Source organism: Streptomyces sp. NPDC001568 (assembly GCF_042893755.1).
GTDB lineage: Bacteria > Actinomycetota > Actinomycetes > Streptomycetales > Streptomycetaceae > Streptomyces.
In genome coordinates this window covers 157,805-175,048 of sequence record NZ_JBIAVF010000009.1, presented here as the reverse complement: position 1 = coordinate 175,048, position 17,244 = coordinate 157,805, and the positions used below count along the sequence as shown (strand labels likewise).

The 17,244-nt window shown below is 65.4% G+C and carries 11 protein-coding genes and 2 pseudogenes; 8 read left to right on the top strand and 5 right to left on the bottom strand.

The features are described 5' to 3' along the window. Positions 1-2 precede the first annotated feature (2 nt). Positions 3-2,078: an APC family permease gene (locus tag ACFY0I_RS18510; protein ID WP_388896582.1), complete on the top strand. Its 2,076-nt coding sequence runs from the start codon at positions 3-5 to the stop codon at positions 2,076-2,078. Positions 2,079-2,249: 171 nt separating this feature from the next. Continuing rightward, the gene (locus ACFY0I_RS18505) at positions 2,250-3,581 is read left to right on the top strand and encodes a class I SAM-dependent RNA methyltransferase (RefSeq protein ID WP_388896579.1); all 1,332 of its coding nucleotides are present in this window, start codon (positions 2,250-2,252) and stop codon (positions 3,579-3,581) included. Between the two features lie 196 nt (positions 3,582-3,777). Here the strand turns inward: ACFY0I_RS18505 and ACFY0I_RS18500 are convergent, their stop codons facing one another. Further along, complete coding sequence (locus ACFY0I_RS18500) at positions 3,778-4,749, bottom strand: DUF6615 family protein (RefSeq protein WP_388896577.1); 972 nt, start codon at positions 4,747-4,749, stop codon at positions 3,778-3,780. 1,079 nt (positions 4,750-5,828) lie between these two features. Between ACFY0I_RS18500 and ACFY0I_RS18495 the strand changes: the two genes are divergently transcribed. The 3 genes from ACFY0I_RS18495 (at position 5,829) to ACFY0I_RS18485 (ending at position 8,140) form a co-directional block, all read left to right on the top strand. After that, a complete protein-coding gene (locus tag ACFY0I_RS18495) occupies positions 5,829-6,485 on the top strand; it encodes a hypothetical protein (RefSeq protein ID WP_388896574.1) in 657 nt (218 codons plus the stop codon). Positions 6,486-6,784: 299 nt separating this feature from the next. Further along, complete coding sequence (locus tag ACFY0I_RS18490) at positions 6,785-6,991, top strand: helix-turn-helix domain-containing protein (RefSeq protein ID WP_388896571.1); 207 nt, start codon at positions 6,785-6,787, stop codon at positions 6,989-6,991. Between the two features lie 162 nt (positions 6,992-7,153). Next, positions 7,154-8,140, top strand: coding sequence for a tyrosine-type recombinase/integrase (locus ACFY0I_RS18485; protein ID WP_388896889.1), 987 nt, complete (start codon positions 7,154-7,156; stop codon positions 8,138-8,140). A 49-nt stretch (positions 8,141-8,189) separates the two neighbouring features. Here ACFY0I_RS18485 and ACFY0I_RS18480 read toward each other — a convergent pair whose 3' ends face one another. Beyond that, complete coding sequence (locus tag ACFY0I_RS18480; RefSeq protein ID WP_388896569.1) at positions 8,190-9,668, bottom strand: hypothetical protein; 1,479 nt, start codon at positions 9,666-9,668, stop codon at positions 8,190-8,192. A gap of 247 nt (positions 9,669-9,915) precedes the next feature. On the opposite strand from ACFY0I_RS18480, the gene ACFY0I_RS18475 reads away from it, so the two are divergent. The 3 genes and pseudogenes from ACFY0I_RS18475 to ACFY0I_RS18465 form a co-directional block, all read left to right on the top strand. After that, complete coding sequence (locus ACFY0I_RS18475; RefSeq protein ID WP_388896886.1) at positions 9,916-10,233, top strand: transposase family protein; 318 nt, start codon at positions 9,916-9,918, stop codon at positions 10,231-10,233. A gap of 32 nt (positions 10,234-10,265) precedes the next feature. Then, positions 10,266-10,580 (top strand): annotated as a pseudogene (locus tag ACFY0I_RS18470) (transposase); the annotation flags it as partial. 612 nt (positions 10,581-11,192) lie between these two features. Further along, positions 11,193-11,375: pseudogene (locus tag ACFY0I_RS18465) on the top strand (IS5/IS1182 family transposase); the annotation flags it as partial. 191 nt (positions 11,376-11,566) lie between these two features. On the opposite strand, the gene ACFY0I_RS18460 reads toward ACFY0I_RS18465, so the two are convergent. From ACFY0I_RS18460 to ACFY0I_RS18450, 3 genes are all read right to left on the bottom strand, one after another. Then, the gene (locus tag ACFY0I_RS18460) at positions 11,567-12,400 is read right to left on the bottom strand and encodes a phosphoadenosine phosphosulfate reductase (RefSeq protein ID WP_388896566.1); all 834 of its coding nucleotides are present in this window, start codon (positions 12,398-12,400) and stop codon (positions 11,567-11,569) included. A 407-nt stretch (positions 12,401-12,807) separates the two neighbouring features. Further along, entirely contained in the window at positions 12,808-13,644 is an 837-nt protein-coding gene (locus ACFY0I_RS18455; RefSeq protein WP_388896564.1) for a phosphoadenosine phosphosulfate reductase family protein, read from the bottom strand. Continuing rightward, positions 13,641-17,243: an ATP-binding protein gene (locus tag ACFY0I_RS18450; RefSeq protein ID WP_388896561.1), complete on the bottom strand. Its 3,603-nt coding sequence runs from the start codon at positions 17,241-17,243 to the stop codon at positions 13,641-13,643. Before ACFY0I_RS18450 ends, ACFY0I_RS18455 begins: the two co-directional genes overlap by 4 nt. Between the last annotated feature and the right edge of the window lies 1 nt (position 17,244).

Sequence of the window (17,244 nt, the reverse complement as noted above, 5' to 3'; positions counted from 1 at the left end):
GCGTGTCCAAACTGACCGACGTGCCCAAACGGATCCTGATCGGCCGGGCGCTGCGCAGCGACCGCCTCGGGGAAACGCTCCTCCCCAAGCGGATCGCCCTGCCGGTGTTCGCTTCCGACCCGCTGTCCTCCGTGGCATATGCCCCCGGTGAAGTGCTGCTGGTCCTGTCGATCGCGGGTGTGTCGGCCTACCACTTCAGCCCCTGGATCGCGGTCGCGGTCGTCGTCCTGATGTTCACCGTGGTCGCCTCCTACCGGCAGAACGTCCACGCGTACCCCAGCGGCGGCGGCGACTACGAGGTGGCCAACACCAACCTCGGCCCCAAGGCCGGCCTCACGGTGGCGAGCGCGCTGCTCGTCGACTACGTCCTCACCGTGGCCGTGTCGATCTCCTCCGGAGTCGAGAACCTCGGCTCGGCCGTCGATTTCGTCATCGAGCACAAGGTGCTCTCGGCGATGATCATGATTCTGTTGCTCACGCTGATGAATCTGCGCGGAGTGAAGGAATCCGGAAACCTCTTCGCGATTCCGACGTACATCTTCGTCGGCGCCGTCTTCGTCATGATCGCTTACGGCGCCTACCGGGGCATCGTCCTCGACGAGACCATGAAGGCCCCCACGGCCGACCTGGAGATCAAACCCGAGCACCAGGGACTCGCCGGATTCGCCCTCGTCTTCCTGCTGCTGCGCGCCTTCTCCTCCGGCTGCGCCGCGCTCACCGGCGTCGAGGCCATCAGCAACGGCGTCCCCGCCTTCCGCAAGCCCAAGAGCAAGAACGCTGCCACCACCCTGGCCCTGATGGGCGCCCTGGCCGTCACGATGTTCTGCGGCATCATCGGCCTGGCCATGGCCACGAACGTGAGGATGGCGGAGAATCCCGCCGCCGACCTGATCCAGGACGGCGTGCCGGTCGGCCCCGAATACGTTCAGCACCCGGTGATCTCCCAGGTCGGCGAAGCCGTCTTCGGCGAGGGCAGCTTCCTCTTCATCGTGCTCGCGGCGGCGACCGCGCTCGTCCTCTTCCTGGCCGCGAACACCGCCTACAACGGCTTCCCGCTGCTCGGCTCGATCCTCGCCCAGGACCGGTACCTGCCGCGCCAGCTGCACACCCGCGGCGACCGGCTCGCCTTCTCCAACGGCATCGTCCTGCTCGCGGGCGCGGCCATGCTGCTGGTCTGGCTCTACGACGCCGACTCCACCAAGCTCATCCAGCTCTACATCGTCGGAGTCTTCGTCTCCTTCACGCTCAGCCAGATCGGCATGGTCCGGCACTGGAACCGCCACCTGCGCACCGAGCACGACCCCGCCGCCCGCCGCCGGATGCACCGCTCCCGGGCCATCAACACCTTCGGCGCCTTCTTCACCGGCATGGTGCTGGTCGTCGTCCTCGCCACGAAGTTCACCCACGGCGCCTGGGTCGCCCTGCTGGGCATGGTGATCTTCTACGGAACGATGACCGCGATCCGCAAGCACTACGACCGGGTCTCCGCCGAGATCGCGGCGGCCGAGGGCCCCAGTGACGACAGCGTCCGCCCCTCGCGGGTCCACTCCATCGTCCTGGTCTCCAAGGTCCACAAGCCCACGCTGCGCGCCCTCGCCTTCGCCAAGCTGACCCGCTCCGACACCCTCGAAGCGCTCAGCATCAGCGTCGACCCGGTCGAGACCAAGGCGCTGCGCACCGAGTGGGACCGGCGCGGGATCAACGTCCCGCTGAAGATCCTCGACTCGCCGTACCGCGAGATCACCCGGCCCGTCGTCGAGTACGTGAAGGGCCTGCGCAGCGAGAACCCGCGCGACGCCGTCAGCGTCTACATCCCGGAGTACGTGGTCGGCCGCTGGTACGAACACCTGCTCCACAACCAGAGCGCGCTGCGCCTCAAGGGCCGGCTGCTGTTCACGCCGGGCGTGATGGTCACCTCCGTGCCCTACCAGCTGGAGTCCTCCGAACTCGCGAAGCGGCGGGCCAAGAAGCGGCAGGACTGGAACGCCCCGGGCGCCGTCCGCCGCGGACCGGTCGACACGCCGCGACCGCCGAGGCCGCCGCGGCCGCCGCGGCCGAAGGACACGGCGGGGAAGTAGCGGCGGGGGAGTAGCGGCAGCGGAGGAGCGGCGGGGGGAATGCCCGCGCTTCAGGCGCGGCGGTCCTCCCGGCGGGTGGTGAACGGCCGGACGAGATCCACGTAAACTGGTGGGTCGGTCGTCCGGCCGTTTTCCTTTCGCTTTTCATTGATCTCCTGGAGCATCCCCACCATGACCGAGCAGAACGAGAAGCAGTCACTGGTCGGGGAGGAGTTCGAGGTCGAGGTCGGGCCCGTCGCGCACGGAGGCCACTGCATCGCGCGCAACGCGGACGGCCGGGTCCTGTTCGTCCGCCACACCCTGCCCGGCGAGAAGGTCATCGCGAAGGTCACCGAGGGCGACGTCGACTCCCGCTTCCTGCGCGCCGACGCCATCACCGTCCTGGACGCCTCCAAGGACCGCGTCGCGGCCCCCTGCCCGTACGCCGGCCCCGGCAAGTGCGGCGGCTGCGACTGGCAGCACGCCAAGCCGGGCGCCCAGCGCCGCCTCAAGGGCGAAGTCGTCGCCGAACAGCTGCTGCGCCTCGCCGGTCTCACCCCGGAGGACGCCGGCTGGGACGGCACCGTCATGCCCGCCGAGGGCGACAAGCTCCCGGCCGGCGAGGTCCCGCAGTGGCGCACCCGCGTCCAGTTCGCGATCGACGACGACGGCAACGCCGGCCTGCGCAAGCACCGCTCGCACGACGTCGAGCTGATCGACCACTGCATGATCGCGGCGCCGGGGGTCTCGGAACTCGGCATCGAGAAGCAGGACTGGCCGCAGATGGCGTCGGTGGAGGCCATCGCGGCCTCCGGCTCCAGCGACCGCCAGGTCGTCCTGACCCCCCGCCCCGGCGGCCGACTGCCCCTCGTCGAGCTGGACCAGCCCGTCTCGGTGCTGCGCGTCGAGGAGAAGGACGGCGGCGTCCACCGCGTCCACGGCCGCCCCTTCGTCCGCGAGCGCGCCGACGGCCGCACCTACCGCGTCGGCATGGGCGGCTTCTGGCAGGTCCACCCGCAGGCCGCCGACACCCTGATCAAGGCCGTCATGCAGGGCCTGATGCCGCGCAAGGGCGAGATGGCCCTCGACCTCTACTGCGGCGTCGGCATCTTCGCGGGCGCCCTCGCGGAGCGCCTCGGCGAGACGGGCGCCGTCCTCGGCATCGAGTCGACGAAGCGCGCCGTCGAGGACGCCCGCCACAACCTGGCGGACTTCCCCCGGGTCCGCATCGAGCAGGGCAAGGTCGAGCAGATCCTCCCGAAGACCGGCATCACCGAGTGCGACCTCGTCGTCCTCGACCCGCCCCGCGCCGGCGCCGGCAAGCAGACGGTCCGCCAGGTGGCCGGCCTCACCCCGCGCCGCATCGCCTACGTGGCGTGCGACCCGGCGGCCCTGGCCCGCGACCTGGGCTACTTCAAGGACCAGGGCTACAAGGTCCGCACCCTCCGCGTCTTCGACCTCTTCCCGATGACGCACCACGTGGAGTGCGTGGCGATCCTGGAGCCCATCGCAAAGGGCGCCTGACCTGCATGTTTGCCGGTGTGCATTATGTGCACTGTGGGCGTTGCGGGCGATATTTTGACGCTGAAATGACGCCCGTGACGCTCATTTGACGCTCGTTCTGATGGGGTGCCAGGCGTTCTGCTTTGCTGGTTGGGTTGCGCTGACCACGGGCGTGAGGCAGGGCGCTGGGGCTTCATCTGCCGTGAGCCACAGCCTCTTAATTTCGCTTCCGTGCCCGCTTCTTCGGCTTCCGCTCAACGATCACCGTCTGAGGCGCGACAGGCGCCTCATCCTCCGAAGCAGGCTCAAAGCGTCCTGGCGTGCTGCTACGCATCGCCTCGACATACGGCGGAAGCTCGAAGGTCCGTTGGTCTCGATCGATCGGGATGTTCCCGAGGTGTCCCGAGGCGTCCCGTGCTCCGCTGGCGCCACCACGCCGGCTGAGCACCTCGAGCGTGCCGTGAACGCGGTCGACCCAGTCACCGCGGTCCAGCCGAGGATGCCAGCGCTCCTCTTCTCGCTTGGGGTCCCAGGGCGGGAAGCCGAAGGCGTACGACCAGGGAACCGCCGCCGACAAGTATTTCTGGACGCGGAATCTGGCCGCGGCGGGTCCAGCGATGTCGCTGTCGCTGAGCTCCTTGACGGCGAAGGAAGAGATGATGGAGCAGCCGTAGTGGCGAGGCTCGGCGTGCCTGCAGTCCCTATATGAACTGAGCCCCGGGCATGCGTTCCACCGGGCCGGCGGCGCCCAGTACGTACCTTCCTCAAAGGTGCCCTCGGGCCAGCCGTTGTAAAAGACGTGAAACGCGTAGCGGGCCTGATCAGGGTCACAACCCTTGATCAACGTGTCGTACTGGAAGGTGTCTTCGCCTGCGCCAGGATGCTTCAGCATCCGGTAGGTGTTGTCCTCGTAGACGCGCTTGGCCTGGATGCGAAGGCAAATCCACCCCGCCTGGTCGTCTCCGATCCACCACTCCCAGTCGGCTCCTGAATCCCGCTCTTTCACCTGGTTGCTCTGGTAGGTCAGCAATCCAGGAACTTGACTCTGGAGGGTGAAGAGCAGGTTGTCTGTGACAGACGCTTCGTCGAACCGACGCCCCGGCAATCGCCCGAACTCGATGCGTTGCCAGGTTGCTTTCGCTGCCGTGTCCATGGCTGTGCACAGCTCGCGGAGACTTTCTATCGCCATGGCCGCACTCTTTCATGGTGGAGTGATTAGTGTGGCGTTAAGCGAGGTGGCCGGTGCGAACGGCCCTTGCCCGTGCCGGGACCCCAACGTCGACGTCGGCGAATCACCCTGATGGGGTCCTACGGCGAGGCGGGCGAGGGCTCGGGAGCCCTGGGCGTCCAAGGCTTCCCACTTGTGAGCGGCGAGGCGGTGCGATATGGAACATCAAGGGGTCGTTGCCTGTTGAATGGGTTCGGGCCGACAAGGGCACCATCTCCATTTTCGTATGCGGACCAGTGTCGCGGTAGGACGTGAAGCTCGTAAGTCCACGCGTTGGCTTAGGCGTTGCAGTGCGTTGTCGAGGCTGGGTGTGACACGAGGGGTGAGGGCGATCCTCGGTTGTCACCGCTCGGCGACGCACCCCGTTTGATGGGGCCTGTCGATGGAGCAGGTGCTTAGAAGGCACCTGCTCCATAGCTTGTCACCGCTTGCGCCATGAGTGACGCCCACGGTGGTCGCGTGCACTCCTCCGCGGTGATGAACTGGCCAGGCAGCCCTGTCGCACCCGGGCTGATCCTTCATCAGGCCTACGTCGTCTGTTGCCCTCTGCTCGTTTGGTCACAGCGGACCGCGCTTCGTCGGCGACTCCACCCTTCGTGAGGACATCTCAAGGGCTCCCAGGCTCACGGGACCGCCCCACATGGCGACCCTGCCGGACCTGGCTATCGACACGCCCACGAAGCCGGCGCAGCAACATCGCCGCTCACCTTAGCCAACCCTTCCGTAAGTACTTCGCGCGTCCACTCGACTCCTGGGAATTTCCTGACCGGCACATGCGTAAGACTCCGCAGATCCCAGTCAGTAGAGCGCTCGCCGCTTCTATCACAACATCCGAGATTTCCGAATTCCCGGATCCTCCGGATCATTGTTAGTGGCCGGGTTGCCCGAGGGGTGGGTATTTTTTGATTCGCCGACCGCAGACAAGTCCAGTCATCGATCGAGTGGATTTGCTCTGTGAGAGCATGCCAATCTTTAACCCCTAGGGGATCTTCCTGGCCGCCTTCAGATGGCGGATAAATGACGCAAGGGGTACTCGCTGTATGTCCAGTATTGAATTTGACGAACAGCTCCAGTTGTCGGGTCGGCAGCGTGACAACCTTCTCGAATGGGTTGGTCGGCGACAGAGGAACGGGAACACTCTGCGCCTCTTCTTCTCTGTTGTCGCCTTCGCTGCGCTGCGACCCGCGGAAGCGCTTGGCCTGCGTGTCCGAGATGCGAAGGTGCTTGGTGATGGGTCCGGTGTGCTCATCGTCAATGCCAGTAGCGGTGAATCTGCGGACTGGGAGAAGGGCGGCATGGGTAAGCGGCGGCTCGTGCCGGTGTGTTCTCAGCTGTTGGCGATGGTGAGGCAGCAGATCACCGAGCGAGGGCTCGGGCTCGACGATGCTTTGATCGTGTGTGAAGGCGGGCGCCCGCTGTCTGGAGCGATGTACCGCCGGGCTTGGAAGCAAGCTTGCGAAGCTGCGCGAGACGTGGACGGGGCCGACTTTGCGGCTGGTGTGAACATCTCTGTGCTGCGGGATTCCTGCATCGTCGGCTGGCTGGGTAGCGGGAGCATGTCCCTGATTGAAGTAGTGGAGATTGCTGAGCGCGCCGGTGTCAGTGTGTGCTCTCTCTATTTGAGATATCCGTTCTGCTTCCAGTGCACTGGCGAGATTCCCTGGGACCGCCTCGAAGCGGCCTTCGCGCTCGATTGACCGGGGCATCTGCCCATGGTGACGCGTCGACTGTTGAGCACCTGTGCCGTGCTTGAGTCTCCGCCGACAGCTTCCTGCTGGGGGAACGTGCCGCCGATGCGCTAAGGCGCTTACGCCCGGAGCATCTCGCTGAACAGGGCCGGGGAGAGGCTCAACCCCTGCTGGAGGTTCCGGGCGGGGGCGACCAGGTCCGTGGTCCTGGCCGACACAGCGCCCTCTCTGGCAGGCAGCGGGACGACGCCGAGCTGCAGGCCCCCAAATGTGCGGAATGCGCACCTTCCGATTCCAAGGAGCTCGCTTTGCCCGCGAGATTGCTGTCTATCCCTGCCGTTGCTGCCTTGCTCGATGTCGACCGTCGTACGGTCTACCGCTTCATTGCCGCCGGCTACCTGCCCATCGTTGACCTTCGAACCGGCCCAGGGCGCTCCCGGGTACGCGTCCCTGCCTCAGGACTCGACGAGTTCATCAGGAGCAGGGAGATCGTTCCCGCTGCGGCTCGCCGCTGATCACGTGCCGATGCCCTTTTCAATTGGCCACACCGAGGAGTAAAGCTGTACCTGCGTAAGCTGAAGACCGGCAATTGGCAGGCCACCGTACGTAACCGGGCAGGTGACCGGTTCAGCGAGACGTTCCCACTCAAAACACAGGCACGCGCGTGGGGTGCCGAGCTGGAGACCCAGTTCGCCCGTGGGTCACTGCGGGACCCGAGAGCGGGTGAGATCTCCTTCAGTGACTGGCACGACCGCTGGTGGAACGCAAGGATCGTAGAACCTCATACTCTGCGCGGTGATGCCTCCAGCATCAAGAACCACGTGCTACCGCACTGGGGAGCGTGGGAGATGCGAGCCATCACCCGTATGGACACGCAGAGCTGGATTCGCGCGCTGGTGGAGAAGGGTGCGGGCGCCTCCGCTATAAAGCGCGCGTACAACCTGATGTCGTCCATCATGCGCGCTGCTGTGGACGACGATGTGATCGCCGTGAGTCCGTGCCGCCGCATCGACCTCCCCGTCATCGCGGTCAAGCCGCCCGAATGGTTCACCCTCGATCAGGCGCAGAGCGTCTTGGACGAGCTACCCGTTCCATGGCAGACCATGTGCCTGCTCGGCTTCTACACAGGGCTGCGCTGGGGTGAGCTCTCCGGACTTCACAGTCACCGCATCGACCGCCGCCGCGGACGTCTCTTCGTGGTGGAGGTCAACACGAAGAGTGGGATCAAGGAATATCCCAAGAGCTCGAAGAGCCGTCGGGAGGTCCCGCTTCCGGCGCATGCTTTGGAGGCTCTCGAGCGGCACATCCATCCTCTGGAACACGATGCGCTGGTTTTCACCACCATCACCAAGGGACGAACGGGCCGTCGCCTGGATGACGGCAACTGGCGTCGCCAGACCTGGTGGCCCGCCATCGGCAGAGCCCACCACTTCGACACCGATGGCGAGCAGCTACCCGTCCCACACTTTCCACCGCACTCCATGCGCCACACCTGCGCCTCGTGGCTCGTCCAGAAGGGAGTCTCGCTCTACGAAGTTCAGCACCTCCTCGGCCACGAGAGCTTCCAGACCACCCAGCGCTACGCGCACCTGCAGCCGGACGCGCACAAGGCAGTCCTCGGGGCCTGGGAGCGGCTGGAGGCGCCGCTGACTGTCGCCGGATAGACGCATCTCCGCCCTGCCCCGCATAGGCAGGGCGGAGGCGTTTGCGCACTCACACGGGACTGACGTCCTCGTCGGGCGGCGACCAGCGCCCCCTGCTGTCGAACGGCCAGGGATGGGCATCGAGATCGCCTTGCAAGAATTTGCCCAGTGCCTCGCGACTGGATGGTGGATCTGGCGGTGGTCTCAGTGGCGATCGCAGTGGGTCGATCCGCTCCGCGTACTCCTCGGCCCACCGCAACCAGGCAATCTCCTCCTCCGAGGAGGGCATCCCGTCGGCGGCCCGAGCGTGAGCTGCCTGGCAGAAGGCGTCGATCTCGGAGGCGTGGCGCCACGCCTGTACTTGCTCGTTCAGGAACGTTGTTCGGTGCCGGTCGACTTGCTGCTGACGGGCCTGGGAGACAGTCGCATACCAACGGCGTCGTTGCTCAGCCTTTTGGAGGCGCTCTTTTCCCCGCCGGCCTTCGGCCGCCGTGACGTGCTCTTCGAGATCGCGTAGCAGATGCCCCAGTCGGGATTCCAGGGTCCACCGCGCGCTATCGCTGTAGGTGTAGACATGCCGGTGCCGGCTCCCGGCCGGTGCACCGAGTTCGAGGCGTCCGTTGAACGCGTGATCGTACTTGGGGATGCGCGTCCAGGGGCTTTGCTGCTCCCGGCGGATCTCCTGCGTCGTAGGCTCGTGCGGCACTTTGGTGGTCCGCTCTGTGAGCGTGAGCGGGAAGTCGTGCCCACGGATGACGACCACCATCTCGTGTAGGGCCTGACCGTGCTGTAGATCGGTTCGGGCGTCCACTTGATAGCCGCGGCGCTCGACTTCCGTCAGTAGCGCGTGCAGGATCCGCAGGGCGCGTTCCACCTGTGCGCGGGAGACATTCAGAGGGATGACGCCAGCTGTTTCGCGGGTGTCTACGGCGCTCTTGGATCTACCGATGGCCTTGCGTGTCGCACGGACCAGCTGGTGAGGGCGATCGATTGTGTCGGGGATCGCGATGGCATGCACCGGCTGAGGCTGAGCTGCCAGTTCGGCTTCTTCGTCGACCAGGGCGAAGGCGCAATCGCCGCGCTGGCGTCCCGACCACCGCAGTTTTTGCCCTGCTGGTACGCGGTCGTGATGAAGAGCGTCGTAGTAGGCGGCCCGCCATCGGCCCCGGGTCTGCGGGCCCGGATCAGGAACAGTGAGCTGGCCGTAGGCCGTGGCCCGTAGGCGTGAGACCAATTCGGCCCCGTCAGCGGGAGCGCGTGCAGCTCGCTCGGCGTCTCCGGCCAGGCGATCCTTCTCCGATTGGACCTCTTTGGGGTGCTTGCCGTGCTTGAGGAAGTAGCGACCGTCTGAGGTCACCACCGCAGCTTGCCCGCTCTGCTGGATGAGCCCCCGTTGGCGAAGAGCCCACGCGGTGTTTGAACGGTTGGGTGCGATGGTCAGGGCGCCGGGTGCTGCTGCGACCTGACGGAGCAACTCGGCCTGCTGCGCCGACAATGTGTACTTCACGACCTCGGCCTCCACCTGGACGAGCGACGTATGGATGGCCACGATAGGGCGAAGGGCAACCTGGATGCTCGTTCGCTTACACGTTCGGGGGCTTCTTCGTCGAACCGATCGTGTCGAGATCGGGCACTGGTGTAAGGCGTGCCGAGCTCGACCGGCAGGCGAGTGAGACCGACACATGACGCTCGTTTGACGATCATGGTGCTTCGTCGACCGTCGATTGAGCAGGATGAGACCATCTCCCCTGGCCTGTCCCTGGTTCTCACTCCCCGTGACTTGGTTGCGATGACGGATCTCTGCCAGATGTATCGCGGCGACAGCTCGCTGTCCTGGGTGCGGCACGGTCTCGGTTCGAGTGCACAGTCGCTACGGCCGAAGGCTCGCCGATGCCGCGGTCGGCGGTCGGGAGGTGGCGATCGACCTTGAGGTCCGGCGCTTCTTCTGCGACAACGCCGACTGCGTGAAGAAGACGTTCGCCGAGCAGGTCGAGCGGCTCACCTTCCGCTACGGACGGGGGACTCGAACCTGCAACGCCTCCTGGGACACGTCGCGTTGGCGGTGGGTGGACAGGCCGGCGAACGCCTCGCCGCACGGCTGGCCATCCCCGTGAGCGGGCCCACCCTCTTGCGGCTGATCCGCTCCATGGACCTCCCGGAGGTGCCCGAGCTGACCGCCCTCGGTATCGACGAGTTCGCCTTCCGGCGTGGTCGGCGCTTCGGCGCCATTCTCATCGACATGGACAGCCACCGTCCCGTCGATGTCCTGCCCGACGACACGGCGGAGACCTTCGCCGACTGGCTCCGAGAGCACCCGCACGTCGGCACGGTCTGCCGGGACCGCGGCGACGCCTTCGCCGAGGGCGTCGAACGGGGCCAGCCTGGAATCCCTCAGGTCGCAGACCGCTGGCACCTGCTCCACAACCTCGCCACCAGCCTGGAGAAGACGATCACCCGCCACCGCTCCTGCCTGAAAACCCCCGAGCCCGAGACCGACGCGACCCCTGTCCCGGCCGGCGCTTCGGGTGAGGAGTCCGCCTACGAACGCAAGATCCGCGAACGGCACCACGACGTCCAAACCCTGTTCCAGCAGGGCCTCACCATCGACGCCATCAGCGTACGGCTCGGACTCGACCGCAAAACGGTACGGCACTACGCGAAGGCCGCCAGCGCTGAGTCGCTGATACGCGTGCGGCCCGGCCGCAGCAGTGCCCTGACCCCGCACATGCCTACCTCGCCAGCCGCTGGGCCGAGGGATGCGACAACGCACAGATCCTGCTCGAGGAGCTCACTGACCGCGGCTACCTCGGGGGCCGCAAGAGCGTCCGGCGCTTCCTCAACACGCTGGCCCGGCACAACGGCCTACGAGCCGTTCCTCCGCGACCGCCCGCGGTCGCGAGTGCCGTCCGGTGAATCATCGGCCGACCGGAGAACCAGGGCGACCAGGCCCGCCAGGACGTCTGCGGACGCTGCCCGGAGATCACCGAGGCCAGCCGGCTGGCCCGTGGCTTCGCCACTATCCTGCGCCGCCGCGACGGACACCGGCTTGGAGAGTGGCTCACTCAGGCTGACGAGGACCTACGGCTGGCTCATGCTCCACCGCCGCCTCGCGCGCGACTACGAAACCCTGCCCACCCGCTCCGAAGCCATCATCCACATCGCCATGACCGACCTCATGGCCCGCCGCCTCACCAGCGAGAACACCATCTCCTGGCGCGACCCGACACCACTACATCAAAGCCACATTCAGGGATGAAACAACAGGATGAAACGACCTCTCAGAGGGTGAATTCTCGGCCTGGGCCGGCGGACGCATTCGCACGGCCGCGGGATTTGCGGCGCAGGTGAGCCTGGGCTCTCTGGCCTGTGTGTCACGTCTAGTTCGATGGAACGAGGTGGGGCTCATGGCTAAGAATGGAGCCCCACCTCTGTTCTGATTCGCGAGTCCTAGGTCATGCACCAGCCGGAGTCGCAGTCCCCGTCTCCAGGATCTTTGGGCTGGGTATTCTGGATCGCGATACCCAGCGGGATTCCGTATCGCGTGAGGTAGACGTCATCCCGACCTAGGGCTGCGCGGCGAGTGTTGATGAATGCTTCCAGCTCCTCGGACTTGGCGAAGAGATCAGGTTCGATTCTGCGCTGTTCGTGCCATTCGCCGACGGTATGGAATGGGCAGAAATAGCATGAGCTCTTGGGAGGGACTGGAAGTCCAGCCTCAGCGATCAGGCGTATGCAGTCTTCACGCCGCAGTCCGAGATCCAGTAGAGGGTAGGTAACTTCTTCGTTCGGTTCCGACCTCCTCCTGTTGGCGCGGTGGATCTCGTCGACGGATATTCCGATACCGACGGTGGCAGGTCTATCCGCTGTTGCTCCCTTCTCCCTGAGCCACTTGGAAATCACTTTGATCTTGAAGTCGGCCGTGCAATTACGTCGACCGGGGGCTCCATTGGCCATCCGAACGGGGATGGGGATAGATCGGGTGTCGGGCTTATGTAGGCGCTGCCAGAGAGTCTCCGTGCGCCCATCACGTCGAATCTTCTCCAGGCTCACAAGGGTCAGCCCATGCTGCTGCGCAAACGGCACTGCGACGTGTCGAATATATTGCAGCGTCGCTGGGTTCTCGCTGTCATCGCCGACGTTAGAGAACAAGAAGGTGGGGAAGTCAATGTGGCCGTTAGCTGCGAGAACAAGAAGGGCTGTGGACTGCACGCCGCCTCCATACGAGATAACTCTCAGCGTTCTCTGCGGTTCTAGTACTTCATTAATCGTCGATTCGGTCAAAATCCGCCCCCTCTGTGGTCCTCGGTTCACACGCAACCAACCCCACCTATGGGCAAGAAGTCAACGATTATATAATGCGATTGGATTCGCCTCCCGAGATCGCTGTCCGGTAAGGCGAGAATGTGCGGCAAGCTCCGAAAGGCCGAATCAGGTAAGCGCGAAAGTAGCGGCGCATTGGTTTGCTGCACAGGCCGCGTCGACGGCAGCGCGACGCGTCGAAAGTCCTCGGAGTTCCCTGTGTGAAATGTCGTCGCATGGTTGGCTCTCCCGTGTTTACGCAGGGCAGCGGCAGGCCATCCAGGGCGCAGGTTCCGCTAAGGCCCTCGGGGGCGAGGTGAGCCAAAAAAGGGGCCTTGTTGTCTCCGGCAGATGCCGGAGACAACAAGGCCCCTCAACGTGTCAGTGGTTTACAGATGGCACACGGCGCAGCCGGCCTCGTCATCGTCCTCGTCGTGGGCGTCCGCGAGGATCTCGAGCAGCGGACGGTTCGGCTTCACACGCTTGGCCGCGCGGTCGAGTGCCGCCTGGTGCTTGGCCTCGATCTCATCGCGGCGCTCGATCAGCTCGTGCAGGGACTCGCCCTGAGACCAGGTGTACTCCCGCCCCTGCATCGCGGTACGCCGGTAGTTGACCTTTTCCTCGTACGCTATGGCCTTCTCGAACAGCTTAGGGTGGCGGTCCTTGAGACCGACCCACTCGTGCTTGCGCTGGAAGAAGCAGAAGTAACAGCCCGACCGCGTGCGCCACTCGTAGTAGGCGGGCAGACCGATACCAGCTTCGTCGAGAATGCGGTCTACGCCGGCGCGGTCGATACCGTCCTCGCGGAACGGGAAGACGGCGCTGATGTTCGGCTTGGTGCTTACGTAGCCAAGACGGTTCTCGTCTGCGCGGATCGCCACGTACGAGATCACCTCGTCGTCGCCGACCCACTCCTCCAAGGGCTTGAGCTTCAGGTTCTTGGTGCACCAGCGCATCTGGGGGCTGGGAAGCGTGCCCTGGTAGACCTCAAGCCAGTGGTCGAAGTCGCGGGTCGCGTTGAGACGCACGATCGGCTTGCCGACGGCCGCTTCGAGGCGGTTGAGGTATTCGTAGGTCTCTGGGAGCTCGGCGCCGGTGTCGCAGAAGAAGTACTCCATCTCCGGCACGCGGTCGCGCATGTGGATTGCGAGCGCGGAGGAGTCCTTGCCTCCGGACAGGCCGAGGACGTGGCGCTTCTTCCCGCTCGAGCTGTCGGTGTCGGTCACAGCGTCTCCTTCGTCTGGGGGGCCGCGGCGGTGTCCTGTACGGCCAGGCGCTCGGCCAGAGCAGCGAGCAGGATGCGTGCGCCGTCGGGGCCCAGTGCTTCCTCAGCCTGCCTGATGACACTGACAACGAGTTCGTCAGCCGCCTGACGGGACTGCTTGGGCACGTGGATCAGGGTGCGTTCTTCTGTTCCCTGAGGGGTGGTGAGCGTCAGCAGGTGGGTGTCGATCTGCCGGGACGCGCTCTCCTCCTCAGCGGAGTCAGCCAGCGTGTGGGCTTCGTAGAGGTGGCTGACGCGGTCCAGCGCGCGGGCTACCTCCTTGACGTGGCGGGGGAAGGAGGCGACGTCCTTGTCACTCCAGTCTCCGAGTGCCCTGTTGGCCAGGCGGATGATGATCGGGTCGAGCCAGTCCTCATCCGGCAGGCTCTCGTTGAGGACGCGGGAGACGAAGCCCTGCAGGTTGAGCTCGAGCGGGGCATCGGCGAAGCCCAGCAGCCGTTCGGTCAACCCGGTTCGGAGGCTCTTCAGTTCGGCGGGGAGGCGGAACTCACGTCCGATCGTGGCCACGACCTCTTGGCGCAGTGCGGGGCCGGCGCCGGTGAGGTTGTCGAGCGCTGTGGTCAGGCTGGCGACGTACGCCTGGGCGGTCTCTTCGTCCCGCGGGGTTGTGGCCCCGATCGCCTCGAAGCCCAATGCCGCGGGCAGGGATGCGAAGACCAGCTCGTCGGGGTCAGTGGCCTGGGAGAGCACGTCGCGGATCGCGAGTGCCTCAGCGCTCAGCTGGCGTGTCTTTTGGGCGTAAGGCTCCAGGACCATGACTCGTTCGAGCATGGCCCGTGTCACGCCGAGCAGCGCGGGGTTACGCGCCGCGCGCGAGCGGGGGGTGTCTACGTCGAGGGCCTTGGCCAAGCTGTTGACGATGAGGAGACGCTGTCCACGACCGGTTGGGGCGGCCTTGACCGTGAAGCGGTCGGGGTAGGGGACGTTGAGCCGCTCTAGGATCTCTGGGGTCAGACGCTGGCAGTAGTTTCCGTCCTCGAACAGGGCAACGTCCTGCGCCCGCAGGATGAGTGCGGTGACCACGAGGATGGGAACGACGCCGGCCTTGACACCGTAGGGCGGTGCCATGAGCTGCTGATAGATGTCGACGATGGGCGTGGCTTGCTTTGCACCAGTCAGTGCTTCCTCGAGGGCTTCCCAGGCTTTGGTGATGCTGGGGTTCTTCTCGGGGTTGGGGCGTGACAGGCCGTGAGTGAGGATGCTGGTGGTGTCGGTGCCCGCTTCCGTTTCGCCAGCCGCCCGGTGTAGCCCGAGGTATTCCAGGACGCCGTGGTACATCGCACGCTCGGGGAGGTACCGGTCCTTGTCGTATCCGAGCAGGGGGTTGCCCGAGCGCTGCAGCATGGAGGTGAGCAGCTCGCGGCGGGCGCGTGCACCGTTGCTCGTGAGCTGGTGGCGCCCGACCATCTCGTTGCGGATGTGCGGGGTGTGCGGGTAGACCCGGTCGCACGCCTGGGAGGCCAGGTTGGCGTAACTGCGGGCCTCGATGGGCTCGCTGTCATCACCGTGGACCTCGGTTCCCTTGTGCCACAGATACCAGCTGGACTGCGAGCTCAGGGGGTTGAACGCCTCGTCCAGCAGCGCACCGATGATCTGCGAGAGGTACGCCGCGCGCTCCTCGATCTCACGGGTCGCGACATGATCGATGGTGTCGTCGTCGAGGAGCTCTTCGAGTGCAACGAGGTCGATGCCAGCCTGCAGAACGGCTTCCGGGTTCTTTGTGGTACCGATGAGGACCGGCAGCGGTGACTGAACCGCGGGACGCTTCTCGAGCGACCCGAGGTGGTAGATGATCAGACCGTCAGCAGCATCCTGAACAACCTGAGGCCCCTTGAGTTTCTCGCTCTTGTGGCTCACAGCTGTCGTGAAGTAGCGCAACATGCCAGTGCGCTGGCTGTGCCCGCCGGCCACGACAGCCGCAGGCAGCACAGTCCCAAGGTGCTTGCCGAAATAGCCCATGACGTCTGCAGGGGCGATGCGGGTGGCCACCTCACGAACCCGCGCGTCGATGTCGACATCCGTGCCTTGCCAGACTCGGTATTCGTCGCTATAAGCGCGGTGGACGATGAAGCCGTCGTCGACGAGCTTGTTCAGCTGCTCCTGCAGGGCCGTGAAGCGCTCAGGGTCGGGGGCATCAGCCGGGTCGTTGAGCGCGAACTGAATCATGGACGGAGTGGCGCGCAACAAGCCGTCGGCATCGATGAGGTTCAGGATGCCGATTGCCTTGAGGACCTCCTGGTCCTCCGCAGGCAGACCGTGCGCCTCGTTGAGTCGGTTGTCGACCTCGAGCCAGCGGCTGGCGTTGGCTGAAGCAAGGATGGTGGTACGGCCGGACGCGAAGAAGTAGTCGTACAACTGGGGCAGGCGGATGGTGGAAGCCCGCTCGGGGGTATCCGACGACAGGGTGTCCAGAGTCCGGCGGACCGTGTTCGGCTCGTCGCTGGCTAGGAAGCCGGTCAGGCTTCGGTCGTGCTGGCCGATCTGAGAGGCGAGCAGGGGCGCAGCAACAGCTGTGAGCGGGTGCAAGGGGTAGAGCCCGGCGAACGTCTCCGCAGAGATGTCCACGACGGCGCTCAAGGCGTGATGGCTCCACGCAGTCGCTGCTGCGTCGGCCTGCAGGCGGATGAGTTCGTGGCCCGGCTCCGTGACCTTGGTCAAGTCGAGTCGACGCCGCATCAGATGAACGGAGTCGCCGAGGTTCGGCGCGAAGGTGATGTCTTCGAAGCGGCCCTGGACCTTGGCCCATTCCTGGGTCTGGATGGTGCTGGAGCGTGCCGCGTAGTCAGTGAACGCCAGGTGCTGCAGCGTGAACATGAACAGCCGCATGCCCGAGGGGCCAGCGCCCTTTTCCGCGAGCATTTGCAGCAGAAATACGTCGCTCTCGGCACTGCCAGAGTCGCCGTCGGCAGCGAGGTACTCGAGTGACTTGCCGAACTCGTCGATGATCAGCAGGAGAGGGTGCCGGTCACACAGGATGGTGACGGCATCGATGATGCTTTCGGTGCTCGGCACCTCGCGCTCCGCGCACGCGGCGAGCGCCTGGGCGATCTCCTTGGGAACTCGCTTCTTCCATTTACGCTCGACCGCGGTCTGTAGAGCGCGGTAGACGGTAGCCGCGAGAGGCTCGCGTCGAGCGGTGGCGACGGCGCCGAGAAAGCCCGCCTTGTCGGTGAGTTCGTCGCGTACCCGGGCCAGGCGGGCGGCCTGCCCGGGGTTGGTGGCCCTGACCGCCGCCTCCGCTTCGGCGCGGCGGGTTTCGTCGTGACCGAGGAAGGCGTCGAAGAGGTTCGAAAGGGTGGACTTGCCGGATCCGTAGGGACCGGTAAACGACCAGGCGCGGGTTCGGCGGAGGTCGGCCACGGAGTTGGTAACACGATCGAGTACGTCGAGCGCGCGGGCCCCTACATAGGGGTCGTTGAGGTGCTTCTCCTGGACGTCACGTTCAAGATTGGTTGATCGCAGTTCAGAGCCGACCAGGGTGATGCCAGCGGGGAGCTGAGCAGCGGCCTTCTGAGGGCGCCGGATGGTCTTCGTTGCCATG

Excerpts from the sequence above, each read along its gene's own strand:
- ACFY0I_RS18495 (WP_388896574.1), top strand. The coding sequence starts at position 5,829 with ATGTCCAGTATTGAATTTGACGAACAGCTCCAGTTGTCGGGTCGGCAG.
- ACFY0I_RS18500 (WP_388896577.1), bottom strand. The coding sequence starts at position 4,749 with ATGGCGATAGAAAGTCTCCGCGAGCTGTGCACAGCCATGGACACGGCA.
- ACFY0I_RS18505 (WP_388896579.1), top strand. The coding sequence starts at position 2,250 with ATGACCGAGCAGAACGAGAAGCAGTCACTGGTCGGGGAGGAGTTCGAG.
- ACFY0I_RS18450 (WP_388896561.1), bottom strand. The coding sequence starts at position 17,243 with ATGGCAACGAAGACCATCCGGCGCCCTCAGAAGGCCGCTGCTCAGCTC.